Genomic DNA, 25,486 nt, shown 5'->3' on the forward strand with positions numbered 1-25,486 from the left:
TCGCCCGACGGGGCCGCTCTCAGCGACTCACCGGGCCTGCTCGTCGCGCACCCGTGCAAAGGTCTTCCAGAACGCCGCCTCCTGCGTCGTCGCAAAGTTGATGCGCATGAGGGTGCTGGGTTTGCGCTCGGCATGGAACAGCGCACCGGGCGCCAGCAGGTAGCCCTCGTCCAGCATGCGCTGGGACAGCGCATCGGTGTCCACCCCGGTTTCCACCCAGCCAAACAAGCCCACCGGCTCGGCCGCAAAGGTGCAGCCCGCCCCCAGCGCTAGCTTCACGCTGCGCGCGCGCGCCGCATCCAGCCGGGTGCGGATACGTTCGGCGTGGCGGCGCAACTGGCCCTGCTCGATGCACAAGGCCAGGGCTTTCTCCAGCAGCGCGGGCGTGGTCAGCGTGGCCAGCAGCTTGGTGTCGAGCAACTGCTCCACCAGCGCGGGTGGCGCGGCCATGAAGCCGATGCGCCAATTGGGCGCGAGGATCTTGGCAAAGCCGCTCACGTAGATGGTGCGCTGCAGGCCATCCAGCGCCGTGAGGCGCGTGGCATGCTCAGGCGCAATGTGGCTGTAGGTGTCGTCCTCCACCACATGGAAGTTGTGCTGGTTGGCCAGCTGCAGCACGCGGTGGGCGCTGCCCGGCGTGAGGCAATAACCCGTGGGGTTGTGGAACACGCTCACGCTCACGTAGAGCTTGGGCTTGTGCACCTCGCAGTAGCGCGCCATCACCTCCAGGTCCGGGCCATCGGCGCGGCGCGGCACGGGCAGGATGTGCATGCCAAGTGCCGCCAGCCGCGCAAACTCCACCGCCCAACCGGGCTCCTCCACCATCACCGGGTCGCCCGGGCGCAGCAGGGTGCGGCTCACGATGTCGAGCGCATGGGTGGCCCCCACGGTGGTGATGATGTTCTCGGGCACCGTGTGCACGTTGAGCGTGGACAGCTTCTTGGCCAGCACACGCCGCAGGCCTGCATCGCCCAGCGGCTCGCCGTACTGCAGCGAGAAGTCCTGCAGGGCCCGTGAGTTGGTGACCTTGCGCACGGCTGCAGGCATGAAGGTGGACTCCAGCCAGTCGGGCGGAAAGACCCCCATGCCAGGCTGGGGTTTGTCGCTGATCTTGTGGAACATGCCCCGGATCAGCGCCGTCGCGTTGACGGGCGACACGCCTGGGCCCGCGCGGCCGGCCGCACGCGCCGCAAACCAGTGCGCCGTGCTCCAGTTGGCGGCCGCACTCTCCAGCCCGGGGTCCACAGGGTGGGCGTCCTCGTCGTCGGCAACGTGGGCCGCGCGGCCACTTTCGCGCACAAAAAACCCCCGGTTCTTGCGCGCCTCCACCAGCCCTTGGGCCAGCAGCTGGTCATAGGCCGCCACCACGGTAGACGGGCTCACCCCGTTTTGCTGCGCACACTGACGCACCGACGGCAAGCGCGCTCCGGGCGCCAGCAGGCGGTTGCGGATGCGCTCCGAGATCCGGGCCGACAACTGCTCGGTGAGCGACTGGGTGGAGGATTTCATCAGCATGGCAAGGCCCCGGGTGGTGTACTGTCTTCGCAACCAATACAGATTCAATACTGCGCTGAATGACTGTACTGGTCATGTATTGGTTTGCAAGATTACATTGAACCCACACATCCGACAAGAACCCCCTGCCATTCCCCATGAGCGTCGCCGAACTCACCGCCCTGCTGCTGTTTTGCACCGCCATGAGCTTTTCGCCGGGGCCGAACACCACCCTGTCCACCGCGCTCGCGGCCAACCTGGGCCTCAGGCGCGCGCTGCGCTTTTGCTTCGCCGTCCCTGCGGGCTGGACGCTGCTCATGCTGGGCAGCGGCCTGGGCCTGGGTGCCCTCATCACCGGCGTGCCCGCCCTGCGCTGGGCTGTGACCTTGCTGGGCGTGGCCTACATGCTGTGGCTGGCTTTCAAGCTCAGCCGCGCTGGCCAGATGACGGCCATCGACACTTCGCGCCTGAACGTGACCTTCTGGCAGGGTGTGGGCCTGCAGTTCGTCAACATCAAGGCCTGGATGCTGGCCCTCACGCTCAGCGCGGGCTGGGTGGTCAACGCCGCCGGGCAGCCCGCCGCCAACCCGGGTGAGCGCCTGGCCATCATTTGCGGCGTGATGATGGTGTTCGCCTTCACCAGCAACTTTGTCTATGCGCTGGTGGGCTCGCTGCTGCGCCAGTGGCTGGCGCAGGGCGCGCGGCTGCTGTGGTTCAACCGCGCGCTGGCACTCGTGCTGGTGCTCACTGCGTACTGGATGCTCACCCTATGAACCGCGCACAGGAAAAAGAAGCCCTGCTCTGGGGCCTGGTCGGCGTCACGCTGTTTGCGGCCACGCTGCCCATGACGCGGCTGGCAGTGGGCTCTACCGATGCGCCCCAGCTGTCCCCCTGGTTCGTCACGTTCGGGCGTGCCGCCGTGGCGGGCTTGCTGTCGATTGGCTACCTGCTGTGGCAGCGCACGCAAGGGCGCCTGAACCTGCCGGTGCGGGCCGAGTGGCCACTGCTGGGCGTCACGGCGTTTGGCGTGATTGTCGGCTTCCCGCTGTTCCTGGCGCTGGCACTGCGCCATGTGCCCAGCACCCATGGCGCCGTGGTCACAGCCCTGCTGCCGCTGTCCACCGCCCTGCTGGGTGCACTGTGGTACCGGCAGCGGCCCTCTGCAGGCTTCTGGGCCTGTGCAGTGCTGGGCAGCGGGCTGGTGCTGGGCTTCATGGTGTGGCGTGCGGGCGGCCTGTACCTGGGCGCAGCCAACATCTACCTGCTGATCGCCATGACCACAGGCGCCCTGGGCTACATCGGCGGCGCCCGCCTCACGCCCCGCCTGGGGGCCGAGCAGGTCATCTGCTGGGTGCTGGTGTGTTGCCTGCCACTCACCCTGCCCGTGGCCTGGTGGTTCGCTCCCGCCGTGCCCTCCAGCATTGGCGCGATGAGCTGGGCGGGCTTCCTGTATGTGGCCCTGTTCTCGATGTGGATCGGCTTCTTTGCGTGGTACCGCGCCCTGGCGCTGGGTGCCGTGCGGGTCAGTCAGATCCAGCTTATCCAGCCCTTTTTGAGCCTGCTGTTTGCAGTGCCCCTGCTGGGCGAACACCTGGATGCCGTCACCCTGGTGTTTGCAGTGGCCGTGATCGCCACCGTCTTCGTGGGCAAACGGATGCCCGTTCAACAACAAGGAGCCCCCGCATGAGTGCCATGACCCCAGAACAGCGACTGCAACGGCTGGGCCTGGTGCTGCCCACCGTGTCCGCCCCGCGCGGCAACTTTGACGCCTATGTGCTGGACGGCAACACGCTGTACCTGTCGGGCAAGGGCTCGCCACTGCGCAACGACATGGTGGTGGTCCCCAAGGTGGGCCGCGAGATCAGTGCCGACGAGGCACGTCAGCACGCCCGCGAAGTGGGCCTGCAGCTGATCGCCACCATGCAGGCAGCACTCGGAGACCTCTCGCGCGTGCGCCGTGTGGTCAAGCTGCTGGGCATGGTGAATGCGGTACCCGACTTCATGCAGCACACCGAGGTCATCAACGGCTGCTCCGACCTGCTGGTAGAGGTGTTTGGTGATGCAGGACGGCACGCACGCTCGGCCGTCGGTGTCGGCTCCTTGCCGCGTGGCTTTGCGGTGGAGATCGAGGCCGTGGTGTCGATCAAGGACTGAAAACCATGCATTTGCAGAACATTCCCTTTGCCACCACCGACTGGGCCTGCATTCCGCGCGAAGAAAAAAGCGCCGCAGCGGGCCAGGCCTTCTGGCGCACCCAGACATTTGGCGACGCGCGCGTGCGCATGGTGGAGTACACGCCAGGCTATGTGTCCGACCACTGGTGCACCAAGGGCCATGTGCTCTTGTGCCTGAGCGGCGAGCTGCACACCGAGCTGGCTGACGGCCGCCACTACACCTTGACACCCGGCATGAGTTACCAGGTGGCGGACAATGCAGAACCTCACCGGTCCACCTCCCCACAGGGCGCCACCCTTTTCATCGTGGACTGAGAAGGTGTGAACGCACCCGCCAGGGCTGCTGCACACCCATTTTTTTGACGACAACTTTGCAACCGTAGCGGCCCAGGCGGCCACCCGCAGGAGACGAGAGTGAAACTGAACGACCTTCCCACCAACAGCACGTGGACCCTGGCACGCCGTGCCGAGCGCATGAACCCCTCGGTCATCCGCGAAATACTGAAGGTCACCGAAAAGCCCGGCATCATCAGCCTGGCAGGCGGCCTGCCATCGCCCAAGACCTTCCCGGTCTCAGCGTTTGCCGCCGCTTCTGCCGCCGTGCTGGCCAACGACGGCCCCGGCGCCCTGCAGTACGCCGCCAGCGAAGGCTATGGCCCGCTGCGCCAGGCGATTGCCGACTTTTTGCCCTGGGACGTGGACGCTGACCAGATCCTCATCACCACCGGCTCGCAACAGGCGCTGGACCTGATCGCCAAGATCCTCATCGACACCGACAGCCGCGTTCTGGTGGAAACGCCCACCTACCTGGGCGCGCTGCAGGCCTTCACGCCCATGGAGCCCAACGTGGTGTCCGTGGCCAGCGACGACCAGGGCGTGCTGATCGACGACCTGCGTGCCAAGGTGGGCACTGGCGCGAACAAGGCGCGTTTCCTGTACGTGCTGCCCAACTTCCAGAACCCCACGGGCCGCACCATGAGCGACGCGCGCCGCGCAGAGCTGGTGGCCGCCGCCGCCGAGCTGAACCTGCCCCTGGTGGAAGACAACCCCTACGGCGACCTGTGGTTCGACGCACCGCCGCCGGCCCCGCTCACGGCCCGCAACCCCGACGGCTGCATCTACATGGGCTCATTCTCCAAGGTGCTGGCCCCTGGCCTGCGCCTGGGCTACATCGTGGCGCCCAAGGCCGTGTACCCCAAGCTGCTGCAGGCCAAGCAGGCGGCCGACCTGCACACCCCCGGCTACAACCAGCGCCTGGTGGCCGAAGTGATGAAGGACGGCTTCCTGGACCGCCACGTGCCCACCATCCGCGCGCTCTACAAGCAGCAGTGCGAGGCCATGCTGGCCGCACTCGACAAGGAAATGCAGGGCCTGGGCGTGCACTGGAACCGCCCCGACGGCGGCATGTTCCTGTGGGTGCGCCTGCCGGAAGGCATGAGCGCCATCGAGCTGCTGCCCAAGGCCGTGGAGCGCAATGTGGCCTTTGTGCCCGGGGCGGCCTTCTATGCCGACAACGCCGACCACCGCACCCTGCGGCTGTCGTTCGTGACCTCCACCGTCGACCAGATCGCCACCGGCATCGCGGCGCTGGCGGCAGCCATCCGCGAGAGCAAGGGCTGAGTCACCATGCTGAGGCTCTGGGGTCGCCTGTCGTCCATCAACGTGCGCAAGGTCGTTTGGGCCGTGCAGGAGCTGGGCCTGCCCTCAGTGCAGCGCACCGACGCGGGCGGCCAGTACGGCATCGTGCGCGAGGCGCGCTATCTGGGCCTCAACCCCAATGGCCTGGTGCCGCTGATCGAGGACGAGGACACGGGCGTGACCCTGTGGGAGTCCAACGCCATCGTGCGCTACCTGTGCGCAAGGCATTCGCTGGGCAACCTGTGCCCCGAAGACCTTCCCTCGCGTTTTGTGGCCGAGCAGTGGATGGACTGGCAGCAGACCACGCTGAACCCGGCCGGGCGCGACGCCTTCATCCAGTGGATCCGCACGCCTGCGGCCCAGCGCAACGATGCGCTGATCGCCGCGTCGGTGGCGGCCACGGAGCCCCTGCTGGCCCTGCTGGATGCCCACCTGGCCCGCCAGCCCTTCATGGCGGGTGAGCGGTTCACGATGGCCGACATCCCGGTGGGTTGTGAGATCCACCGCTGGTGGGGCTTGCCGCAAGAACGCGCCGCACGTCCCCACCTGGAGCGGTGGTACAACACGGTCAGCACCCGCCCCGGCGCCCGCGGGGTACTGGACCAACCCCTTTCCTGACCGCGCCTCTCCATGCACCAGCGCCCCTTCAAGCAGATCGACGTGTTCAGCGACCGCCCCGGCTACGGCAACCCCGTGGCCGTGGTGCTGGATGCCGACGGCCTGAGCGACAGCGACATGCGCCGCTTTGCGGCCTGGACCAACCTGTCGGAAACCACCTTTCTGATGCCGCCCACCGACGCCGGGCGCGCGGCCGGGGCCGACTACCGCCTGCGCATCTTCAGCCCCAATGGCGAGCTGCCTTTTGCGGGCCACCCCACACTGGGCACCTGCCACGCCTGGCTGCAGGCGGGCCACCGCCCGCAACAAGACGGCATGGTGATCCAGGAATGTGCGCTGGGCCTGGTGCGCATTGCCCTGAGCGGCGACACCCTGGCGTTTGCCGCGCCCCCGCTCAAGCGCAGCGCCCCCAGCCCCGCGCTGGTGCCACTGATCGCGAGCGCCCTGGGCCTGCGTCCGCAGCAGATTCTGGGCGCGCAGATGCTGGACAACGGCCCCGTGTGGCTGGGCCTGCTGCTCGACAGCGCCGACACGGTGCTGGGCTTGCACCCCGACCACGCCCGCCTGAAGGACCTGGGCCAGGACGTGGGCGTGATCCATGTGGGCCCTGCCGCCAGTAACACCGCCCAGCCCGGCGTGGTGGTGCGCGCGTTTGCCGCCCCCATGGGCAACCCCGAAGACCCGGTGACGGGCACCCTGAACGCCAGCCTGGCCGAATGGCTGATTGCCGACGGCCTCGCCCCCCGCAGCTACCTGGTGGCCCAGGGCGAATGCCTGGGCCGCGCGGGCCGCGTACACATCCGCCAGGACGATGACCACCAGCTGTGGGTGGGCGGCCGCGCGGTCACCTGCATTGAAGGCACGGTGCTGCTATGACCCCGCACCGCCCTGCCCCGCACCCCAGCGGCTGATTGCCCCTCGGCCCCGCCAGGGCGCCGAGCCACAACCACCTGTTTGAACACCGTGCCACACCCCGGTGAGCCCCCGGCGTGCCCGGCCCAACCCGCTTCACTGCTTTTTTGTTTCCAAGGACCTGACCACCATGCACCAACGCCCCTTCCAGCAAGTCGATGTGTTCACCGCCACGCCCTACCGTGGCAACCCCCTGGCCGTGGTGCTGGACGGCTCCGGCCTCAGCACCGAAGCCATGCAGGACTTCACCAACTGGACCAACCTGTCCGAAGCCACCTTCTTGCTGCCCCCCACCCCGGAAGGCCGCGCCGCCGGAGCCGACTACCGCGTGCGCATCTTCTGCCCCGGGCGCGAACTGCCTTTTGCAGGCCACCCCACACTGGGCAGCTGCCACGCATGGCTCAAGGCCGGCGGCCAGCCCCAGGTCGCAGGCCAGGTGGTGCAGGAATGTGGCGTGGGCCTGGTCACGCTGCGGCAGGATGGCGAACGCTTGGCCTTTGCCGCACCGCCCCTCATCAAAAGCGGCCCGCTGGCCGAAGAGGACGTGGCGCTGATCGCGCGAGGCTTGGGCGTGGAGCGCAGCGACATCCTGCACCACGCCTGGTGCGACAACGGCCCCCACTGGCGCGGCGTGATGCTGCGCAGCAGCGAGCAGGTGCTGGCGCTGAAGCCAGACGCCAGCCTCCTCGGCCAGTTGGATGTGGGCGTGGTGGGCCCGCGTGGCAAGGTGGGTGTCATCGGCAGCACCGACGCCGAAGGCATCGCTTTTGAAGTGCGCGCCTTCTTCCCCGGCAACAACGGCCTGGCCGAAGACCCCGTGACCGGCAGCCTCAACGCCGCGCTGGCCCAGTGGCTCATCGGCGCCGGGCTGGCCCCTGCCCAATATGTGGCCGCCCAAGGCACCTGCCTGGGCCGCGCCGGGCGGGTGTTTGTAGAGCAGGACGGCGACACGATCTGGGTGGGCGGCAGCTCGGTCACCTGCATGGCCGGTGAGGTGCTGCTGTGACCGCCCCCTCCACCCAACACGCCCCCTGCGTGGACCACCTGGTCGTGCTGGCGGCCGACCTGGCCAGTGGTGTGGACTGGTGCGCGCGCACGCTGGGCATCACCCCCACGGCGGGCGGCGAACACCCGCTGATGGGCACGCACAACCGCATCTTCAACGTCTCCAGCCCGGCGCATCCACGCGCCTACCTGGAGATCATTGCTATCAAACCAGGAGCGCCCAAGGCAATATCCACTGACGCAAGACGTTGGTTTGACATGGATGACGCCAATTTGCAGACCCAGGTGGCACAACACGGCCCCCAGCTCATCCACTGGGTGGCGAGCGTGCCCGACGTTGCGGCTGCGTGCACCGCGCTGTCGGCGCTGGACATGGATCGCGGCGCCGTCATCACCGCCAGCCGCCCCACGCCCCATGGCCTGCTGCAATGGCAGATCACCGTGCGCGATGACGGATTGCGCCTGATGGACGGCTGCCTGCCCACGCTCATCCAGTGGGGCGCGGCGCACCCCTGCGACAGCCTGCCCGCCAGCGGCGTGCAGCTGGAGCAGCTTGCACTGCAGCACCCGCAAGCCGCCACATTGCAGGCCGCGTGCACAGCCGTGGGTGTCGCCGCCTCCGCCCTCGTCACGCCGGGCACCGCGCCGAGCCTCTCTGCCCAGCTCCGCACGCCACGGGGCCCCGTCACCCTCACCTCAGTCACCTCTCAGGAGTAAACCGCCATGCTGTTTTCGTTGCAGGAATTGCTGTTCTTCGCGCTCGCCGCGCTCGTGCTGGTGCTCACGCCGGGCCCCAACATGGTGTACTGCGTCTCGCGCAGCCTCACCCAGGGGCCACGCGCCGGGCTCATCTCGCTGACCGGTGTGGTGCTGGGTTTTGTCGTGCACCTGCTGGCGGCGGCGCTGGGCCTCACCGCGCTGCTGGCGGCCGTGCCGCTGGCGTTTGACGCCATCCGCTACGCCGGCGCCGCATACCTGCTGTGGATGGCCTGGCAGGCCGTCAAACCCGGTGGCGCCGCGCCGTTTGAAGCGCGCAACCTGCCGCACGACAGCCCGCGCACGCTGTTCCTGATGGGCTTCATGACCAACCTCCTGAACCCCAAGGTGGCCATGTTCTACCTATCGTTCTTCCCGCAGTTCCTGCACCCCGAGCGCGGCCAGCTGCTGCAACAAAGCCTGACGCTGGGCGCGGTGCAGATCAGCACCAGTGCCGCCGTGAACGCGCTGCTGGTGCTGGGTGCCGCGCGCGTGGCGCTGTTCCTCAACCGCAATGCTGCATGGATGCGTGCCCAGCGCTATTTCATGGGCACCGTCCTCGGTCTGCTCGCCCTCAAACTGTTGACTGAAAAGAAAGCCGCCGCATGAACACCCGCCTCGACCCCACCGCCCTGCTGCCCACCCTGGCCGACATCGAAGCCGCTGCCCAGGTGGTGTACCGCGACTTCGCCGCCACGCCCCAGTACCGCTGGGGCCTGCTCAGCCAGCGCCTGGGCACCGACTGCTGGCTCAAGCACGAGAACCACACGCCGGTGGGCGCCTTCAAGATCCGCGGCGGGCTGACCTACTTTGACCAGCTCGCACAACGCGGCTCGCTGCCCATGGAAGTGATCAGCGCCACACGCGGCAACCACGGCCAGAGCATGGGCTGGGCCGCGCGCCGCCACGGCGTGGCCTGCACCATCGTCGTGCCACGCGGCAATTCGGTCGAGAAAAACGCTGCCATGCGCGCACTGGGCGTCACGCTCATCGAACACGGCGACGACTTCCAGGAAGCGCGCGAACACGCCATCCAGCTCGCGGCCCAGCGCGGCGCCCACATGGTGCCCAGCTTTCACCCCGACCTGCTGCGGGGCGTGAGCACCTACTGGTGGGAATTTTTGCGCGCCGTGCCGCAGCTCGATGTGGTGTACGTGCCCATCGGCCAGGGCTCGGGCGCGTGCTCAGCCATTGCGGCCAAGCTGGCGCTGCAGCACGCGGTGCGCGTGGTCGGCGTGGTCAGCAGCCACGCCACCACCTATGCCGATTCGCTGGCCGCAGGCCGCGTGGTGGAGGCACCGGTGACCACGCAGCTGGCCGACGGCATGGCCTGCCGCGTGGCCGATGCCGAGGCCCTGGCCGTGATGGCGCCACACATCGACCACATCGTGCAGGTGAGCGACGCCGAGGTGGCCGCCGCCATGCGCGCCCTGTTCACCGACACCCACAACGTGGCCGAAGGCGCAGGTGCGGCGGCGCTGGCGGCGGCGCTGCAGGAACGCGACCAGCTACAGGGTTTGCACGTGGGCCTGGCGTTGACGGGCGGCAACGTGGATGCGCCCATGTTCGGCAGCGTTCTGGCGGGCTGAAGCCCTTGCAGCTTCAACCGAAAAAGCTACACATTTAATAGCATCGGTCGCTTTTGCGACAAACGCCTGCGGCGGGTTCTGATCACAATCCGCCGCATGGGAACCCTCTACCTCGTGCGCCACGGCCAGGCCTCGTTTGGCGCAGATGACTATGACGTGCTCAGCGCGCGGGGTCGCGAACAGTCCGTGCGCCTAGGCGAATACTGGCGCGCACGCGGCATGCGCTTTGACGCCGTCATCACCGGCACGCTGCGCCGCCACACGCAAACGCTGGAAGGCATTGCCGAGGGCCTGCAGACCACCCCCGAGGTGCTGCAGTTGCCAGGCCTCAATGAATACGACAGCCATGCGCTGATCGCCGCCATCCACCCCCAGCCCCTGGGCCCGGCCGACACGCCAGAGCGCTACCGCGCGCACTTTCGCATCCTGTGCGACGCGCTGGCGCAGTGGATGGCAGGTGTCATCAGCCCCCAGGGCATGCCCAGCTGGAACGAGTTTTCGGCCGGTGTGCGCAGCGCGCTGGACCATGTGCGCCACCACCATGCGGGCCAGAACGTGCTGCTGGTGAGCAGCGGCGGCCCCATCTCGACCGCCGTGGGCGAGGTGCTGGGCACGGCGCCCGAGGTGACCATTGCGCTGAACATGCGCATCCGCAACAGCGCGGTGACGGAGTTCTCCATCTCGCCCAAGCGGTTGATGTTGCAGACCTTCAACACGCTGCCGCACCTGAACGAGCTGGAGCACGCGCAGTGGGTGACGCACGCCTGAGCACCGATATTTCGGTTTTCTGAGCCTTTCAGGCCGCTTGCGCTAGTGGATCATGCGCCGGAAGCTATCAAAAATATAGCAATCCGGTTCAGCGCAAGTGGGGGCCATCCGCCAGGGTAGACAGCGGCAGCGCCTGCAGCTCCTGCAGCAGCGCCACCAGTTGCTGCGCTGCAGCGTCCACCACCGCTTGTCCCTTGTCGGCCGTGGCTGCGGCCGCGTTACCCACGGCACCCGCCGGGTGGTAGTCCTGCATCTGCCAGCCCAGCTTGGCGCTTTTGCCGTTGCCCAGGATGGCGTAGCGCTCCGACCGGTCCTGCGAGGTGGAGCGAAAGTTTTGCGCCTGTGCCATCTGCACGGTGGCGGGCGCGAGGTGCAGCATCATCGATGTCTCGATGTCGCCCGCATGGATGCCAAAGCGGTGCTCCTGGGCGCTGAACTGGCCCGCCACCGCATCGGGCAGCGGCAGGCTGAACCAGCTGGCGCTGTAGACGATGAGGTCGCTGCGCGTGCGCAGCTCGCGCGCCACGATGTCCATCACGCTCACCTGTCCGCCGTGGCCGTTGAACAGCAGCAGCTTCTTGATGCCCGCGCGGGCCACGCACTCGCCGATCTCGGTCCACAGCGCAATCACCGTGGCGGGCGACAGCGTGAGCGTGCCGGGAAAGCGGATGTGCTCCGGGCTCAGGCCCACGTTCTGTGGCGGCAGGAACAGCACTGGCAACTCGGCGGGCAGGTGCGGCAGCGCGGCATCGATCACGCCCTGCAGCAGCGTCGCATCGACCGACAGGGGCAGGTGTGGCCCATGCTGCTCGACAGCCGCCACGGGCAGCACGGCCACTACCTGTTCAGCCTGCCCGCTGGCCTTTAGCGCCGCGAAATCACGGGTGGACAAGTCGGCCCAGAAGCGGGAGGGCAAGGGGGTCAAGGCAGCAGAAGTCATGCGTGCATGGTAGCGGCGCTGCCGGCCTCTGGGAAACGGCCAGTGGCGCGGCTAACATGCCACCATGACCCAAGACCTCTTCCGCCAAGACGCCTACCTGCGCGAATGCAGCGCCCACATCACCGCTGTCACCGATACCGGCATCGTGCTGGACCAGACCGTGTTCTACCCCCTGGGCGGCGGCCAGGCCGGTGACAGCGGTGTGCTGGTGCTGGCAGACGGCACACAGATCACCATTGCCGACACCCGCAAGGGCAAGGACGCCGACGGCAACCCCACCAGCGACATCGTGCACATCCCCGCCCCCGGGCAGGAAGACCGCGTGGCGCAGCTCACGCCTGGCACGGCTGTCACCGCCCGTATCGACTGGGAGCGCCGCCACCGCATGATGCGCCTGCACACCACCAGCCACCTGCTGTGCCATGTGGTGCCGCAGCTGGTCAACGGCTGCTCCATCACGCCCGACTACGCGCGGCTGGACTTTGCGATGACCGACCCGCTGGACAAGGAGCAGCTGACCGCCGCCATCGCCACCCTGGTGGCTGCCGCGCACCCACTCACCGTGGCCTCGATCAGCGATGAAGAACTGGACGCGAACCCCGCGCTGGTCAAAAGCATGAGCGTGCAGCCCCCACGCGGCACCGGGCGCATCCGCACCATCCGCATCGGCGGCGAAGCCGACGCGCCACCGATCGACCTGCAGCCCTGTGGCGGCACGCATGTGGCCAACACGTCAGAGATCGGCGCCATCGTGGTGACCAAGATTGAAAAGAAAAGCGCCACCACCCGCCGGGTGGTGCTGGGCTTCGCCCAGTGAGCGCAGCGAAGATCGCTTTTCTTTGGGGTGCACTCACTTGTGCGCAGCGCAAGTGAGTGCGCACCGAAAGACACGGTCCTGAGCCACCACCCGCCGGGTGGTGCTGGGCTTTGCCCAGTGAGCGCAGCGCAGAGCGCAGCACCCCACTGTCAACAATCTTGAACCACCCACCCCCACCTGTTGCAATGGCTTACCTCGGCTGACGCACTGCAGGGACAATAGCGGCTCGCGCGCGACCCCTCTGGTTTTTCGCCAGCCCCCGGGGCCGCAGCGCCCACCCTAGCCTGCCGCCATGCCGATCTCCCTGCGCTCCGTCTCTTTTGCCTCTTTGCGCCAGCACCGCTGGTTCCGCCCCGCCGTCCGCGCGCTGGCGGGTTTGATCGCCCTGTGGCTGGTCACCTGGCTCGCCATTCCGCCGCTGGTCAAGGGCCCGCTGGAGCGCATCGCGTCCGAGCAACTGGGGCGCACCGTGACGGTGGGCGGCATCGACTTTGAGCCCTGGAGCCTGGAATTCGCCCTGCGTGACGTGACCGTGGCGGGCGCCAACGGTGCGCCCCCACAGCTGACCATTGGCCGCATCTATGCCGATGGCGAGCTGCAATCCCTGCTGCGCTTGGCGCCCGTGGTGGATGCCTTCACCATCGAAAACCCGGTCCTGCGCATCACCCACCTGGGCGACGGCCGCTACGACGTGGACGACATCATTGCCAAGGTCACCGCGCCCAAGAGCGAGCCCGAGCCAGACACCGGCCCCGCGCGCCTGGCGCTGTACAACCTGGCGCTCACCGGCGGCAGCATCGACTTCATCGACAACACCGTCAGCGAGACCCACGAGGTGCGTGCGCTGGCGCTGAAAGTGCCGTTCATCAGCACCCTGCCCTCGCAGCGCGAGGTGAAGGTGGAGCCCCACCTGGCATTCACGCTGGACGGCAGCCGGTTTGACTCATCGGCCCAGGGCACGCCGTTTGCACAGACCGGCAAAGCCGACGCGCAGATCCGGCTGGATGGCCTGAACCTCGCACCCTACCTGGGCTACCTGCCGGCCAACCTGCCCGTCAAGGTGTTGGGTGCCACGCTGGATGCGGATGTGAAGGTGGCCTTTGAACAGCACCCGCGCATGGCCGTGAAGCTGACCGGCACCGTACAGGCCAGCGGTGTGCGCATGGCCGACCGCCAGGGCGCCGACCTGCTGACCTACGAGCGCCTGAAGATCGACATGGCCGATGTGCGCCCGCTGGACCAGGTGGTGCGCCTGCAGCATGTGGAGCTGACGGCGCCCGTGGTGACCGCCACCCGCGACGCCAGCGGTCAGATCAACCTGGCGCAACTGGCAACGCCCACCCCGCCAGCGCAGCCTTCCACGCCCGCCAAGGGCAAGCCCGCCACACCTGCGGCACCCGCCTCAGTTGACACTGCCGCTTCGCCACCGGCCAGCGCAGCATCCGCCCCAGCATCCCCCGCCTCCACAGGCAAAGCCAAGGCCAAGGCAGCCGCTCCCGCCTGGGCGGTGGAAGTCGCCACCGCCGCCGTGCGCGGGGGCACCCTGCGCTGGGCCGACGCCACCACGCGCCCCGCTGCCGCCCTGCAGGCCACCGACATCACGCTGGATGCGGCCGACGTCGCCCTGCCCTTTGCCAAGGACAACGCCAAGCCCTTCAGCTTCAAAGGCGGGCTCAACCTGCAAGGCAGCACACTCAGCTTCACCGGCGAAGCCACGGACCAGAAGGCCCAGGTCAACGCCACCCTGAACGCCCTGGCCCTGCAACTGGCCGCGCCCTACCTGGCCCAGACGCTGGAGCCCACGGTGACCGGCCAGCTCAGCGGCGATGTGGGTGTGGCGTGGCAAGCGCCCACGCCACAGGCCGCACAGGCGGGCGCCACCGGCGTCACCCTCAAGGCAGGCCCCCTGGCGCTGGAGCAACTGGCCGTCAAGCAGGGCAAGACCACCTTGGCCAGCCTGGGCAAGCTCGACATTGCGGGCGCCGAGGTGCCCCTGGATGCGCGCAGCGCCACGCTGGAGCGCCTGGCCATCAGCCAGCCACAACTGGCGGTGGAACGGGGCGCGGACGGGCGCTGGATGTTCGAGCGCTGGCTGAAGGCAGCGCCAGGCAGCACCGCGGCCCCGGCGGCAACGGCTGACGCAGCACCCGCCAGCACCAGCACACCCTGGAAGCTGCGCGTGGCCGACTTCTCGCTGCAGGGCGGCACCGTCTCGCTGGCCGACAACGCCCAGCCGCGCCCCGTGGCGCTGGACGTGACGGCCCTGGGCATCACCGCCCGCAACCTGGCCAGCGACGGCAGCAAGCCCGAAGCCTTCACGCTCACCGCCCGCGCCGCCGCACCGGGCAAGGGCAGCAAGGCCGCGCCGGGCAAGCTCGACTACCAGGGCACGCTGGCCCTGCAGCCGCTGACCACCCAGGGCAAGCTCGACGCCACCCGCCTGCCGCTGCACGCACTGGACGGCTACCTGGCCAGCCAGCTGTCGGTAGAGCTGCTGCGCGCCGACGTGGGCTACCGGGGCCAGGTGGCCCTGGCGCAGACCGACAAAGGAGTCGGCCTGCGTCTGAGCGGTGATGCCGTGGTGGAAGACCTGCAGGCCAACAGCACCGCCGCCTTCACCCCCAAGACCGAGGCCCAGGTGGGTGAGGAACTGCTGGCCTGGAAAAGCCTGAACCTGCGCGGCCTGGCCGTGGCCACCGCCCCCGGCACCGCGCCGCGCGTGGAGGTCAAGGAGACCAGCCTGGTGGACTTTTTTGCCCGGGTCACCATCAACGAGGCCGGCCGCATCAACCTGAGCGACATTGCCAAGACCCCGGCCGAGGCACGGGCGGCCAATGCGGCCAGCGCCGCAGCCAGCACGGCCGCCCCCACGGCATCAGCCCCCGCCTCAACCGCATCGGCAACGCCCACCGCTCCTGCTCCTGCGGCGGTGGCCCAGGCCGACCCACTGGCCCCTGTGGTGGTCTTTGGCCCCGTGAGCCTGGTCAACGGCAAGGTGCTGTTTTCGGACTTTTTCATCAAGCCCAACTACTCGGCCGACCTGTCGGAGCTGACCGGCAAGCTCAGCGCGTTCTCGTCCGAAGCCTCGGGTGGCGAGCCCGTGCTGGCCGACCTGGAGCTGCGCGGCCGCGCCGAGGGCTCGGCATCGCTCGAAGTCACCGGCAAGCTCAACCCGCTGGCCAAACCGCTGGCCCTCGACATCGTGGGCAAGGTGCGCGACCTGGAGCTCCCCCCGCTCACGCCCTATTCCGTCAAATACGCGGGCCACGGCATCGAGCGCGGCAAGCTCAGCGTGGATGTGAACTACAAGGTGCTGCCCAACGGCCAGCTCACCGCCAGCAACCGGCTGGTGCTCAACCAGCTGACCTTTGGCGAGCCCGTGGAGGGCGCGCCCAACAGCCTGCCCGTGAAGCTGGCCGTGGCCCTGCTGGCCGACCGCCAGGGCGTGATCGACCTGGACCTGCCCATCAGCGGCTCGCTCAACGACCCGCAGTTCCGCATCGGCCCCGTGATCTTCAAGATCATCGTCAACCTCATCGGCAAGGCGCTGACCTCGCCCTTCAGCCTGCTGGCCAGCGCGTTTGGCGGTGGCGACGAGATGAGCAACGTGCCCTTTGCCCCGGGTAGCGCCACGCTCACGCCCGAGGCCGAGCAAAACCTGGGCAAGGTGGTCAAGGCCCTGACCGACCGCCCCGCGCTCAAGATCACCGTGACCGGCATGGCCAGCCTGCAGGACGAGCGCGAAGGCCTGCAGCGCGAAAGCCTGCAACAACGGGTGCTGGCCGAAAAACGCCGCGCCAACCCGGCGGACACCGCCCCCGTGTCGGCCGCCGAATACCCCGCCCTGCTCAAGGAGGTGTACCGCCGCGCCGACATGCCCAAGCCGCGCAACCTGGTCGGCCTGGCCAAGGACCTCAGCGTGCCCGAGATGGAAGCCCTGCTGCTGGCCAACCAGCCCGCCACCGAGGCAATGGCCGCCGACCTGGCCACGCAGCGCGGCCAGGCGATCCGCGCGTACCTGGTGTCGCAAAAGCTGCCGGTGGAGCGGCTGTTTGTCGCGGCACCCAAAGCGGGCAAACAGGCAGAAAAGTGGACACCGCGTGCGGAATTGAGCCTGGCGACACAATAAGCTGCTGGCTGGCGAGCGGTTCTGGGCGAATCTCCCGCCAGCCAGTCCCATCGCCCCGCAGGCTGAGCGCAGGGCGCCGGAACCAATCCCGCCCCGCCCGCTCCCACACTGCACCATGCCTTCACGCCTGTTCCACCGCCTTGCAGCCACTCTCTTTTTTATAGCTGCCAGCGCTTTATGGACTAGCGCTAGCGCCCAATTGGGCACCAAAACCAGCGGACAGGGCACCAGCGTGGTCACCACGCCCTATGTGCGTGCCGAGCTGCTGGCCCATGCGCCCCAGGGCGTGGCGCCCGGGCAGCCGCTGTGGCTGGGCCTCTCGATCACCCACCAGCCCGAGTGGCACACCTACTGGAAGAACCCTGGCGACTCCGGCCTGCCCACCGACCTGGCCTGGACGCTGCCCGCCGGCCTGGATGCGGGCGAGATTGCCTGGCCCCTGCCCAAGAAGATCCCCATCGGCACGCTGGCCAACTATGGCTATGAAGGCACGGTGCTGCTGCCCGTGCCCGTCACCGTGGCCAGCACCTATGCCCCCGGCCCGCTGGCCAAGGATGCCACCATCAAGCTGCGCGCCTCGTGGCTGGTGTGCCGCAAGGAGTGCATTCCCGAAGAAGGCGAGTTCACGCTGCAGCTGCCCATCCAGAGCACCACGGCACTGAGCGGTGCTGCCTTTGAGGCGGCCGCCAAGGCCCATCCCCGCGCCGTGGTGGCAGGCACCAGCGGCATCGTGCCAGACAGCCAGGCGCAGATCGCGGACGGCAACCTGCTGAACGTCAGCGTGCAGGGCCTGCCCGTGGCGCTGCGCGGCAAGACGCTGGACCTGTTCCCCGAAACCGCCGAGGTCATCGACAACGCGGCGAGCTGGAAGCAGAGCTGGAACGGCAGCGTCTGGACCGCACAGATTCCCCTATCGGCCCAGCGGAGCGCCAGCCCCAGCCTGATGCCCGTGGTGCTGGCCGAGCAGGCGGCCCCGGGCCACGGCCACGGCACCGGCCCCGACACCCGCACCGGCTACCGCGCCGAACTGAAGGTGCTGGGCACCTGGCCGCAGGGCGCATCGGTGGCCAGCGTGTCGCCCGCCCTGGAAGCCGCGCTCAAAGCCAATGCAGCGCAGGCTGGCGGCGCAGCAACGCCTGCCGCAGCCTCCGGCGCATCGTCCCTTACCCTCACTGCAGCGCTGCTGGGCGCCTTGCTTGGCGGGCTCATCCTCAACCTCATGCCCTGCGTGTTTCCGGTGCTGGCGATCAAGGTGGTGGGCTTCACACAGCATGCGCAAGACCGGCGCGCGCACCGCATCAGCGGCATCGCCTACACAGCGGGCGTGGTGCTGTCGTTCATCGCCCTGGGCGCGCTCATGCTGGGCCTGCGCGCGGCGGGCGAGGCGGTGGGCTGGGGCTTTCAGCTGCAGTCGCCCGCCGTGGTGGCATCGCTGGCGGCGCTGTTCACGCTGATCGCGCTGAACCTGGCGGGCGTGTTCGAGTTCGGGCATTTCCTGCCGTCCTCGGTGGCCAGCCTGCAGGCACGCCACCCGGTGGCCGACAGTTTTCTCACCGGCGTGCTGGCCGTGGCCGTGGCCTCGCCGTGCACGGCGCCGTTCATGGGCGCATCCCTGGGCCTGACCGCCACGCTGCCCGCACCGCAGGCGCTGGCCGTGTTTGCAGCACTGGGCCTGGGGCTGGCGCTGCCATACCTGGCGGCCAGCTTTGTGCCCGCCGTGGCGCGCGCCCTGCCGCGCCCCGGCGCGTGGATGGACACCTTCCGCAAGCTCATGGCCTTCCCCATGCTGGCCACCGTGGTCTGGCTGGTGTGGGTGCTGGGCCAGCAAAGCGGCATTGACGGCGCGGGTGCACTGCTGATCCTGCTGGTGGGCCTGTCGCTGGTGGTGTGGGCCCTGTCGCTGGCCGGGCGGGCGCGGGTGTGGATGGCCACGGTGTCCATCGCGGCCATGGCCTTGCTGGTCTGGTCTTTTGCGCCGCACATCACCAACGTGCCCACCACGCAAAGCGCTACCCAGGCTTCGTCGGCCACCGGCTGGCAGCCCTGGGCACCCGGCGCGGCCGAGCAGATCGTGGCCGGTGGCCGCCCCGTGTTTGTGGACTTCACCGCCGCCTGGTGCGTGACCTGCCAGTACAACAAGAAGACCACGCTGGCGGATACCAACGTGGTCGCCGACCTGCAAACCAAGAACGTGGCCCTGCTGCGCGCCGACTGGACGCGCCGCGACCCCGCCATCACGGCCGCCCTGGCGTCGCTGGGCCGCAGCGGTGTGCCGGTGTACGTGTTCTATCGCCCTGGCAAACCGCCGGTGGTGCTGACCGAGGTGCTCAGCGTGGACGAGGTGCGCGCCACCATCGCCCAGCTGTAGATCGCTGCCAGCCCACCTTTCCGCTTTCGACCACCCGCCAACCCTTCAGGAGACCCCGCCATGAAGCTGCTTCGCCGTACGTTGATTGCCACCGCCGCCCTGGTTGCCCTGGGCGCACAGGCCGCCGCCACCGTGGGCCAGCCCGCGCCCGACTTCATGCTCAAGGACACCAACGGAAAGACCGTGCGCCTGTCGGACTTCAAGGGCAAGCATGTGGTGCTGGAGTGGACCAACCCCGGCTGCCCCTTCGTGCGCAAACACTACGACAGCGGCAACATGCCCGCCACGCAGAAGGACGCCACCAGCCAAGGCGTGGTGTGGCTGTCCATCAACTCCACCGAAAAAGCCAGCAGCGACTACCTGGAGCCCGCCAAGCTGATGGCCTGGAAGCAGGAGCGCAAGGCCGTCCCCACCGCCGTGCTGATGGACGAGGAAGGCACCGTGGGCAAGAGCTACGGCGCCCGCACCACGCCACACCTGTACATCGTCAACCCACAGGGCCAGCTGATCTACGCGGGCGGCATCGACAGCATCCCCTCGGCCCGCCCGGCCGACATCGAAAAGGCCACCAACTACGTGAAGGTGGGGCTGGGCGAAGCGCTGGCGGGCAAGCCGATCTCGGCGGCGACGACGGCGCCGTATGGGTGCAGCATCAAGTACAAGTCGCCGGCCTGACCGGCTGCGGTGACGCTGGTCCACGGTCCCGGGGCATGCGTACACTGTTTGCATGCTCCACACCCCCGACACCATCAGCACCCTGCGCCACCTGCTCACCGCCTGCCGCACCATTGCGGTGGTGGGTCTTTCGCCGCAGTGGCACCGCCCCAGCTACTTTGCCGCCAAGTACATGCAGGCGCATGGCTACCGCATCGTGCCGGTCAACCCGCTGGTGGCGCGTGAGGGCGGGCAGATTTTGGGCGAGACGGTGTACGCCAGCGTGACCGAGGCGGCCGCCGCGCTGGTCGCGCAAGGCCAGAAGATCGACATGGTGGACTGCTTTCGCAAGAGCGAGGACATCCCGCCGCTGGCCGACGAAGCCGTCGCCATCGGCGCACAGTGCCTGTGGCTGCAGCTGGGCGTGTTCAACGAGGCCGCCGGCCTGCGCGCCGAGGCGGCGGGCCTGCAGGTCATTCAAAACCGCTGCGTGAAGATCGAACACGCGCGTCTGTTTGGCGGCCTGGGCTGGATGGGCGTGAACACGCGCGTGATCAGCGCCAAGCGCTTGCGGCAGCTGCCTTACTAGCAAATTGATAGCTGCCAGCGCATATTGCACTAGCGCTTGCGGCCGATTCCATTCAAATTCCTTCACCCAACCCCCTGCGCAGCACTGCAGGCTGCGCCACCGCCATGACCGAGCCCACATCCAACGGTGCCGACCGACACTTCGGCTTTGGCACCCGCGCCATCCACGCTGGCGCGCAGCCCGACCCGGTGACCGGCGCGCGCGCCACGCCCATCCACCAGACGACCAGCTTTGTGTTCGACAACGCCGAACACGCGAGCAGCCTGTTCAACCTGCAGACCTTTGGCAACGTCTACAGCCGCATCAGCAACCCCACGGTGGCGGTGTTCGAAGAGCGCATCGCCAGCCTCGAAAACGGCCGCGCCGCGCTCGCCTGCGCCAGCGGCATGGCCGCGCAGATGGCGGCGCTGCTGGCCATCCTCAAAACCGGGGACCACATCGTGGCAGCCAGCACGCTCTACGGCGGCACCGTGGGGCAGCTGGGCGTGGGCTTTTCGCGTCTGGGTATTGAGACCACATTCGTGGACCCGGCCGACCCCGAGAACTTTGCGCGTGCGGTGCGGCCCAACACCCGTGCGTTCTATGGCGAGACCATCGGCAACCCGCTGGTCAACGTGCTCGACATCGCCGCCGTGGCCGAGGTGGCGCATGCGCAAGGCGTGCCGCTCATCATCGACAACACGGTGGCCAGCCCCTACCTGTGCAACCCCTTGCAACTGGGCGCCGACATCGTGGTGCACAGCGCCACCAAGTACATCGGCGGCCACGGCACCACCATGGGCGGCGTGGTGGTGGAAGGCGGCAAGTTCCCGTGGGACAACGGCAAATTCCCCGAGATGGTGGAGCCCAGCCGTGCGTACCACGGCGTGAAGTTCTACGAGACCTTCGGCGACTTCGGCTACACGATGAAGGCGCGCATGGAGGTCAACCGCACCTTTGGCGGCGTGCTCTCGCCCATGAACGCGTGGCAGCTGCTGCAAGGCGCCGAAACACTGCACCTGCGCATGCGCGAGCACTGCCGCAATGCGCTGGCCGTGGCGAAGTTTCTGCAGAGCCATCCGCAAGTGGCGTGGGTCAACTATCCGGGTCTGGCGGATTCGCCGTATTTCGACCTGGCGCAAAAACAGTTCCGCGCGGTGGATGGCGCGCCGGGCGCCTCGGGCATCCTCACGTTTGGCGTGAAGGGCGGCGCGGCGGCGGGCGAGAAGTTCATCGACGCATGTGAATTCTTAAGCCACCTCGCCAACATCGGCGACGCGAAGACGCTGGTGATCCACCCCGCATCGACCACCCACCGCCAGCTGAACGAAGAGGAACTGGCCCGCGCGGGCGTGAGCGCGGACATGGTGCGGCTGTCGGTGGGGATTGAAGACCTGGACGACATCCTGTGGGACGTGGACCAGGCGCTGGGGCGCGCAGCGGGCTGATCGCCCAACAACCTACACGGGGCCGACCGGCGCGCCCAACCGCTGCGACAAGCTCCGCGCCGCCTCGCGCAGATGCTGCGCCGCCGGGCTGGCCGGCCCGGTCTGCAGCGTGGCGCTGGGGCCGATCACGGCGATGCACAGCACCAGCTGCCCAAACCCATCAAACACCGGCGTGGCCAGCGCGCTGATGCCGGGCAGGAGCTGGTCCGTCACCTCGCTGATCTGGTGCTGGCGCACAGCCTCCAGTTCGGCCGCAAATGCAGGCTCGTCCAGTGCTCCCGCAAACCCTTCGGCCGCTAGCGCAGCCGCAGCGCGCTCGCGCGGGCCGAAGGCCGCAAACACCTTGCCCGTGGCCGTATGCCGCACCGAGGCCGTGGTGCCGTGGCGCATGGCCACATACACGGCGGTGGGGCCCTCTTCCACACGAATGATGGTGGGGCCGTTGTCGCCCCAGACCGAGGCCGACACGGTGTAGCCGATGCGCTGGGCCAGCGCGGGCAGCTCAGCAATGGCCAGGCGCACCGGGTCCACCTGCTGCAGGCTGATCAGGCCCAGCTGCATGGCCAAGGGGCCCAGGCCGTAGTGGCCGCTCACGGCGTCCTGCTCGATCAGGCCCAGCTTGCCAAAGCTCACCAGGTAGGGGTGCGCCTTGGCGGCCGTCATGTCCGCCGCGCGGGCCAGGTCCTTGAGCGCCATGCGCCGGCCGGTGCGCGCCAGCACCTTCAGCAGCTGGCCGCCCACCTCCACGCTCTGGATGCCGCGCGGGCTGCGGGGCGTGTCTTCGTCGTCGGCGGGAGGCAGGTCGGGGGTCGTCATGGGCATGGGGCGATTGTCCACGCAGCACAGCATCCACACGCCCTTCGGGTTTACACCTAAACAAATGCGTTAGACATGAACGAATTTCTTGCCTAACATCAACGCATTCCGTTTAGATAAACGCATTCACCATTAACAAATCACCACCATGAGCACCGTCAAAACCTTTGCCTCTGCCGCCGACCTCGAAGTGAAGAAGGTGAGCTTCGACAAGCTCTCCGACCACGCCTATGCCTACACGGCCGAGGGCGACCCCAACACCGGCATCATCATTGGCGACGACGCAGTGATGGTCATCGACACCCAGGCCACGCCCGTGATGGCGCAGGACGTGATCCGCCGCATCCGCGAGGTGACGGACAAGCCCATCAAGTACGTCCTGCTCTCCCACTACCACGCGGTGCGCGTGCTGGGCGCAAGCGCTTACGGCGCCGAGCACATCATTGCCAGCGAGGACACGCGCGACCTGATCGTGGAGCGCGGCCAGTTCGACAAGGACAGCGAGATCGGCCGCTTTCCGCGCCTGTTCCAGAACGTGGAGAGCGTGCCGGACGGCCTGACCTGGCCGACCATGACCTTCAACAGGAAGATGACCCTGTGGCTGGGCAAGCTGGAGGTGCAGATCCTGCAACTGGGCCGGGGCCACACCAAGGGCGACACGGTGGCCTGGCTGCCGCAGGAAAAGATCCTGTTCAGCGGCGACCTGGTGGAGTTCGACGCCACGCCGTATGCGGGCGACGCGTATTTCCAGGACTGGCCGCAGACGCTGGACAACATTGCGGCGCTGAAGCCCGAGAAGCTGGTGCCCGGCCGGGGCGCCGCGCTGCAGACGCCCGAGCAGGTGCAGGCGGGCCTGGCGGGCACGCGCGCCTTCATCAGCGACCTGTACGAGAGCGTGAAGGCCAGTGCGGCCAAGGGCGAAGACCTGCGCAAGGTGTACGAGGCCACGTTTGCCCAACTGCAGCCCAAGTACGGCCACTGGGCGATCTTCAACCACTGCATGCCGTTCGACGTGACCCGTGCGTACGACGAGGCCACGCAATACCCCGACCCACGCATCTGGACCGCCGAGCGTGATGTCCAGATGTGGAAAGCCCTGGAAGGCTGATCCGCCGAGGCTGGAGGAGACAAAAGATATGAACCCCAGAGACATTCCCACCGAAGCCTTCCACGCCAGTGGCGCCGAAGTGCAGGCCATCGACTTCGGCTATGTGCGCTCGCCCGACCAAGACCGCGCCACGCCTGCACAGCACCCCATCGTGGTCATCGGCGCGGGCCCTGTGGGCCTGTCGCTCGCCATCGACCTGGCCCAGCGCGGGCAACGCGTGGTGGTGCTGGACAACGACCACAAGCTCTCCATCGGCTCGCGCGCCATCTGCTTTGCCAAGCGCACGCTGGAGATCTGGGACCGCCTGGGCGTGGGCCAGCGCATGGTGGACAAGGGCGTGTCGTGGAACCTGGGTAAGGTGTTCCTCAAAGACGAGCAGCTGTATGAATTCAATCTGCTGCCAGAAGAAGGCCACGAGCGCCCCGCCTTCATCAACCTGCAGCAGTACTACGCCGAGGCCTACCTGGTGGAGCGTGCGCTGCAGTTGCCGGGCATCGACATCCGCTGGCACAACAAGGTCACTGCGGTGCAAAGCCGCGCGGACGGCGCGCTGCTGAGCATCGACACGCCCGAGGGCGCTTACCAGATCGATGCGCAATGGCTGGTGGCTTGCGACGGCGCACGCTCGCCCACTCGGCAGATGCTGGGGCTGGAGAGCAAGGGGCGCATTTTTCAGGACCGCTTCCTGATCGCCGACGTGAAGCTGGCGGATGAGGCGAACTTCCCCACCGAGCGCTGGTTCTGGTTCGACCCACCCTTTCATCCCAACCAGAGCGTGCTGCTGCACCGCCAGCCCGACAACGTCTGGCGCATCGACTTCCAGCTGGGCTGGGACGCCGACCCCGAAGAAGAAAAGAAGCCCGAGAACATCATCCCGCGCGTGAAGGCGCTGCTAGGTGCGGATGCACAGTTTGAGCTGGACTGGGCCAGCGTCTACACCTTTGCCTGCCTGCGCATGGACCAGTTCGTGCACGGCCGCGTCATCTTCGCGGGCGACAGCGCCCACGGCGTTTCGCCCTTTGGCGCACGGGGCGCCAACAGCGGCGTGCAGGACGCAGAGAACCTGGCCTGGAAGCTCGATTGGGTGCTCCAGGGCCGCGCCAGCCCCGCGCTGGTGAGCACCTATGGCCCCGAGCGTGAATACGCGGCCGATGAGAACCTGTGCAACTCCACCCGCGCCACCGACTTCATCACGCCCAAGAGCGAGGTGAGCCGCCTGTTCCGCGACGCGGCACTGCACCTGGCGCGCGAACATGCGTTCGCAAGGCGCATCGTCAACAGCGGGCGCCTGTCGGTGCCGGCCACGTTGCACCAGTCGCCACTGAACACGCCGGATACCGATCACTTCGCAGGCACCCAGGTGCCCGGTGCCGTGCTGCTGGACGCGCCGTTGACGAAGCAGGGCCAGCCCACCTGGCTGCTGCGCGAGCTGGGTCCGGACTTCACGCTGCTGGTGTTTGGCCCGGCTCCGGCATGGGCCCATGACCTGCCCGGTGTGAAGGTGCTGCAGATCGGCATCGACGTGATCGACCACCAGGCGCTGGCCGCCCAGCGGCTGGATGCGCTGCCGCGCACCGTGTACCTGGTGCGGCCCGACCAGCATGTGTGCGCACGCTGGCGCACGCCCACTGAAGCCGCGGTGCGCAGCGCGCTGGCCCGTGCCACGGCTGAAGCCGTCTGACCA

23 protein-coding genes are annotated in these 25,486 nt (G+C 68.0%); 20 read left to right on the forward strand and 3 right to left on the reverse strand.

What is annotated here, in order from left to right:
* Positions 1 to 27: 27 nt before the first annotated feature.
* Positions 28 to 1,515: a PLP-dependent aminotransferase family protein gene (locus tag N4G42_RS21520; protein ID WP_260668670.1), complete on the reverse strand. Its 1,488-nt coding sequence runs from the start codon at positions 1,513 to 1,515 to the stop codon at positions 28 to 30.
* 137 nt (positions 1,516 to 1,652) lie between these two features.
* Here N4G42_RS21520 and N4G42_RS21525 point away from each other — a divergent pair, with 137 nt between their 5' ends.
* The 12 genes from N4G42_RS21525 (at position 1,653) to N4G42_RS21580 (ending at position 10,954) form a co-directional block, all read left to right on the forward strand.
* The gene (locus N4G42_RS21525; RefSeq protein WP_260668671.1) at positions 1,653 to 2,267 is read left to right on the forward strand and encodes a LysE family translocator; all 615 of its coding nucleotides are present in this window, start codon (positions 1,653 to 1,655) and stop codon (positions 2,265 to 2,267) included.
* A complete protein-coding gene (locus N4G42_RS21530) occupies positions 2,264 to 3,181 on the forward strand; it encodes a DMT family transporter (RefSeq protein WP_260668672.1) in 918 nt (305 codons plus the stop codon). The genes N4G42_RS21525 and N4G42_RS21530 overlap by 4 nt, the downstream gene beginning before the upstream one ends.
* Positions 3,178 to 3,648, forward strand: coding sequence for a RidA family protein (locus N4G42_RS21535; RefSeq protein WP_260668673.1), 471 nt, complete (start codon positions 3,178 to 3,180; stop codon positions 3,646 to 3,648). The genes N4G42_RS21530 and N4G42_RS21535 overlap by 4 nt, the downstream gene beginning before the upstream one ends.
* Before the next feature lie 5 nt (positions 3,649 to 3,653).
* A complete protein-coding gene (locus tag N4G42_RS21540; RefSeq protein ID WP_260668674.1) occupies positions 3,654 to 3,983 on the forward strand; it encodes a DHCW motif cupin fold protein in 330 nt (109 codons plus the stop codon).
* A gap of 99 nt (positions 3,984 to 4,082) precedes the next feature.
* On the forward strand, positions 4,083 to 5,288 hold the full coding sequence (locus tag N4G42_RS21545; protein WP_260668675.1) for a PLP-dependent aminotransferase family protein: 1,206 nt from the start codon (positions 4,083 to 4,085) through the stop codon (positions 5,286 to 5,288).
* Between the two features lie 6 nt (positions 5,289 to 5,294).
* Positions 5,295 to 5,924, forward strand: coding sequence for a glutathione S-transferase (locus tag N4G42_RS21550; RefSeq protein ID WP_260668676.1), 630 nt, complete (start codon positions 5,295 to 5,297; stop codon positions 5,922 to 5,924).
* A gap of 12 nt (positions 5,925 to 5,936) precedes the next feature.
* Complete coding sequence (locus N4G42_RS21555; RefSeq protein ID WP_056065622.1) at positions 5,937 to 6,800, forward strand: PhzF family phenazine biosynthesis protein; 864 nt, start codon at positions 5,937 to 5,939, stop codon at positions 6,798 to 6,800.
* Between the two features lie 166 nt (positions 6,801 to 6,966).
* On the forward strand, positions 6,967 to 7,842 hold the full coding sequence (locus N4G42_RS21560; protein WP_260668677.1) for a PhzF family phenazine biosynthesis protein: 876 nt from the start codon (positions 6,967 to 6,969) through the stop codon (positions 7,840 to 7,842).
* The gene (locus N4G42_RS21565) at positions 7,839 to 8,558 is read left to right on the forward strand and encodes a VOC family protein (protein ID WP_260668678.1); all 720 of its coding nucleotides are present in this window, start codon (positions 7,839 to 7,841) and stop codon (positions 8,556 to 8,558) included. The genes N4G42_RS21560 and N4G42_RS21565 overlap by 4 nt, the downstream gene beginning before the upstream one ends.
* A gap of 6 nt (positions 8,559 to 8,564) precedes the next feature.
* On the forward strand, positions 8,565 to 9,206 hold the full coding sequence (locus N4G42_RS21570) for a LysE family translocator (RefSeq protein WP_056747989.1): 642 nt from the start codon (positions 8,565 to 8,567) through the stop codon (positions 9,204 to 9,206).
* Positions 9,203 to 10,186 (forward strand): threonine dehydratase, encoded by a 984-nt coding sequence (locus N4G42_RS21575; protein WP_260668679.1) that lies wholly within the window; start codon positions 9,203 to 9,205, stop codon positions 10,184 to 10,186. Before N4G42_RS21570 ends, N4G42_RS21575 begins: the two co-directional genes overlap by 4 nt.
* 96 nt (positions 10,187 to 10,282) lie before the next feature.
* Positions 10,283 to 10,954 carry a histidine phosphatase family protein gene (locus tag N4G42_RS21580; RefSeq protein WP_260668681.1) on the forward strand — a complete coding sequence of 224 codons (672 nt, stop codon included), beginning with the start codon at positions 10,283 to 10,285 and terminating at the stop codon, positions 10,952 to 10,954.
* Between the two features lie 88 nt (positions 10,955 to 11,042).
* Here the strand turns inward: N4G42_RS21580 and N4G42_RS21585 are convergent, their stop codons facing one another.
* A complete protein-coding gene (locus tag N4G42_RS21585; protein WP_260668682.1) occupies positions 11,043 to 11,894 on the reverse strand; it encodes a creatininase family protein in 852 nt (283 codons plus the stop codon).
* Positions 11,895 to 11,958: 64 nt separating this feature from the next.
* On the opposite strand from N4G42_RS21585, the gene N4G42_RS21590 reads away from it, so the two are divergent.
* From N4G42_RS21590 to N4G42_RS21615, 6 genes are all read left to right on the forward strand, one after another.
* Positions 11,959 to 12,711: an alanyl-tRNA editing protein gene (locus N4G42_RS21590; RefSeq protein WP_260668683.1), complete on the forward strand. Its 753-nt coding sequence runs from the start codon at positions 11,959 to 11,961 to the stop codon at positions 12,709 to 12,711.
* Positions 12,712 to 13,003: 292 nt separating this feature from the next.
* Positions 13,004 to 16,840 carry a DUF748 domain-containing protein gene (locus tag N4G42_RS21595; RefSeq protein ID WP_260668684.1) on the forward strand — a complete coding sequence of 1,279 codons (3,837 nt, stop codon included), beginning with the start codon at positions 13,004 to 13,006 and terminating at the stop codon, positions 16,838 to 16,840.
* 115 nt (positions 16,841 to 16,955) lie between these two features.
* Positions 16,956 to 19,208, forward strand: coding sequence for a protein-disulfide reductase DsbD (locus N4G42_RS21600; RefSeq protein ID WP_260668685.1), 2,253 nt, complete (start codon positions 16,956 to 16,958; stop codon positions 19,206 to 19,208).
* A gap of 60 nt (positions 19,209 to 19,268) precedes the next feature.
* Positions 19,269 to 19,883: a thioredoxin family protein gene (locus tag N4G42_RS21605; protein ID WP_260668686.1), complete on the forward strand. Its 615-nt coding sequence runs from the start codon at positions 19,269 to 19,271 to the stop codon at positions 19,881 to 19,883.
* Between the two features lie 52 nt (positions 19,884 to 19,935).
* A complete protein-coding gene (locus tag N4G42_RS21610) occupies positions 19,936 to 20,451 on the forward strand; it encodes a CoA-binding protein (protein ID WP_260668688.1) in 516 nt (171 codons plus the stop codon).
* Positions 20,452 to 20,555: 104 nt separating this feature from the next.
* Complete coding sequence (locus tag N4G42_RS21615) at positions 20,556 to 21,878, forward strand: O-acetylhomoserine aminocarboxypropyltransferase/cysteine synthase family protein (protein ID WP_260668690.1); 1,323 nt, start codon at positions 20,556 to 20,558, stop codon at positions 21,876 to 21,878.
* Between the two features lie 12 nt (positions 21,879 to 21,890).
* Here N4G42_RS21615 and N4G42_RS21620 read toward each other — a convergent pair whose 3' ends face one another.
* On the reverse strand, positions 21,891 to 22,700 hold the full coding sequence (locus tag N4G42_RS21620) for an IclR family transcriptional regulator (RefSeq protein WP_260668691.1): 810 nt from the start codon (positions 22,698 to 22,700) through the stop codon (positions 21,891 to 21,893).
* Positions 22,701 to 22,842: 142 nt separating this feature from the next.
* On the opposite strand from N4G42_RS21620, the gene N4G42_RS21625 reads away from it, so the two are divergent.
* Both N4G42_RS21625 and N4G42_RS21630 read left to right on the forward strand, forming a co-directional pair.
* Positions 22,843 to 23,802 carry an MBL fold metallo-hydrolase gene (locus N4G42_RS21625; RefSeq protein WP_260668692.1) on the forward strand — a complete coding sequence of 320 codons (960 nt, stop codon included), beginning with the start codon at positions 22,843 to 22,845 and terminating at the stop codon, positions 23,800 to 23,802.
* A gap of 28 nt (positions 23,803 to 23,830) precedes the next feature.
* Complete coding sequence (locus tag N4G42_RS21630; RefSeq protein ID WP_260668693.1) at positions 23,831 to 25,483, forward strand: FAD-dependent oxidoreductase; 1,653 nt, start codon at positions 23,831 to 23,833, stop codon at positions 25,481 to 25,483.
* Positions 25,484 to 25,486: the final 3 nt, after the last annotated feature.

The sequence above is a fragment of the Acidovorax sp. K2F genome (assembly GCF_025246485.1).
In the GTDB taxonomy this organism is placed as follows: Bacteria; Pseudomonadota; Gammaproteobacteria; order Burkholderiales; family Burkholderiaceae_C; genus Acidovorax; species Acidovorax delafieldii.

Coding starts and splice junctions, on each gene's coding strand:
- N4G42_RS21580 (WP_260668681.1), top strand. CDS start 10,283: ATGGGAACCCTCTACCTCGTGCGCCACGGCCAGGCCTCGTTTGGCGCA.
- N4G42_RS21525 (WP_260668671.1), top strand. CDS start 1,653: ATGAGCGTCGCCGAACTCACCGCCCTGCTGCTGTTTTGCACCGCCATG.
- N4G42_RS21530 (WP_260668672.1), top strand. CDS start 2,264: ATGAACCGCGCACAGGAAAAAGAAGCCCTGCTCTGGGGCCTGGTCGGC.
- N4G42_RS21595 (WP_260668684.1), top strand. CDS start 13,004: ATGCCGATCTCCCTGCGCTCCGTCTCTTTTGCCTCTTTGCGCCAGCAC.
- N4G42_RS21560 (WP_260668677.1), top strand. CDS start 6,967: ATGCACCAACGCCCCTTCCAGCAAGTCGATGTGTTCACCGCCACGCCC.
- N4G42_RS21520 (WP_260668670.1), bottom strand. CDS start 1,515: ATGCTGATGAAATCCTCCACCCAGTCGCTCACCGAGCAGTTGTCGGCC.
- N4G42_RS21625 (WP_260668692.1), top strand. CDS start 22,843: ATGAGCACCGTCAAAACCTTTGCCTCTGCCGCCGACCTCGAAGTGAAG.
- N4G42_RS21570 (WP_056747989.1), top strand. CDS start 8,565: ATGCTGTTTTCGTTGCAGGAATTGCTGTTCTTCGCGCTCGCCGCGCTC.
- N4G42_RS21535 (WP_260668673.1), top strand. CDS start 3,178: ATGAGTGCCATGACCCCAGAACAGCGACTGCAACGGCTGGGCCTGGTG.
- N4G42_RS21610 (WP_260668688.1), top strand. CDS start 19,936: ATGCTCCACACCCCCGACACCATCAGCACCCTGCGCCACCTGCTCACC.
- N4G42_RS21590 (WP_260668683.1), top strand. CDS start 11,959: ATGACCCAAGACCTCTTCCGCCAAGACGCCTACCTGCGCGAATGCAGC.
- N4G42_RS21615 (WP_260668690.1), top strand. CDS start 20,556: ATGACCGAGCCCACATCCAACGGTGCCGACCGACACTTCGGCTTTGGC.
- N4G42_RS21605 (WP_260668686.1), top strand. CDS start 19,269: ATGAAGCTGCTTCGCCGTACGTTGATTGCCACCGCCGCCCTGGTTGCC.
- N4G42_RS21600 (WP_260668685.1), top strand. CDS start 16,956: ATGCCTTCACGCCTGTTCCACCGCCTTGCAGCCACTCTCTTTTTTATA.
- N4G42_RS21550 (WP_260668676.1), top strand. CDS start 5,295: ATGCTGAGGCTCTGGGGTCGCCTGTCGTCCATCAACGTGCGCAAGGTC.
- N4G42_RS21630 (WP_260668693.1), top strand. CDS start 23,831: ATGAACCCCAGAGACATTCCCACCGAAGCCTTCCACGCCAGTGGCGCC.
- N4G42_RS21540 (WP_260668674.1), top strand. CDS start 3,654: ATGCATTTGCAGAACATTCCCTTTGCCACCACCGACTGGGCCTGCATT.
- N4G42_RS21585 (WP_260668682.1), bottom strand. CDS start 11,894: ATGACTTCTGCTGCCTTGACCCCCTTGCCCTCCCGCTTCTGGGCCGAC.
- N4G42_RS21620 (WP_260668691.1), bottom strand. CDS start 22,700: ATGCCCATGACGACCCCCGACCTGCCTCCCGCCGACGACGAAGACACG.
- N4G42_RS21575 (WP_260668679.1), top strand. CDS start 9,203: ATGAACACCCGCCTCGACCCCACCGCCCTGCTGCCCACCCTGGCCGAC.
- N4G42_RS21555 (WP_056065622.1), top strand. CDS start 5,937: ATGCACCAGCGCCCCTTCAAGCAGATCGACGTGTTCAGCGACCGCCCC.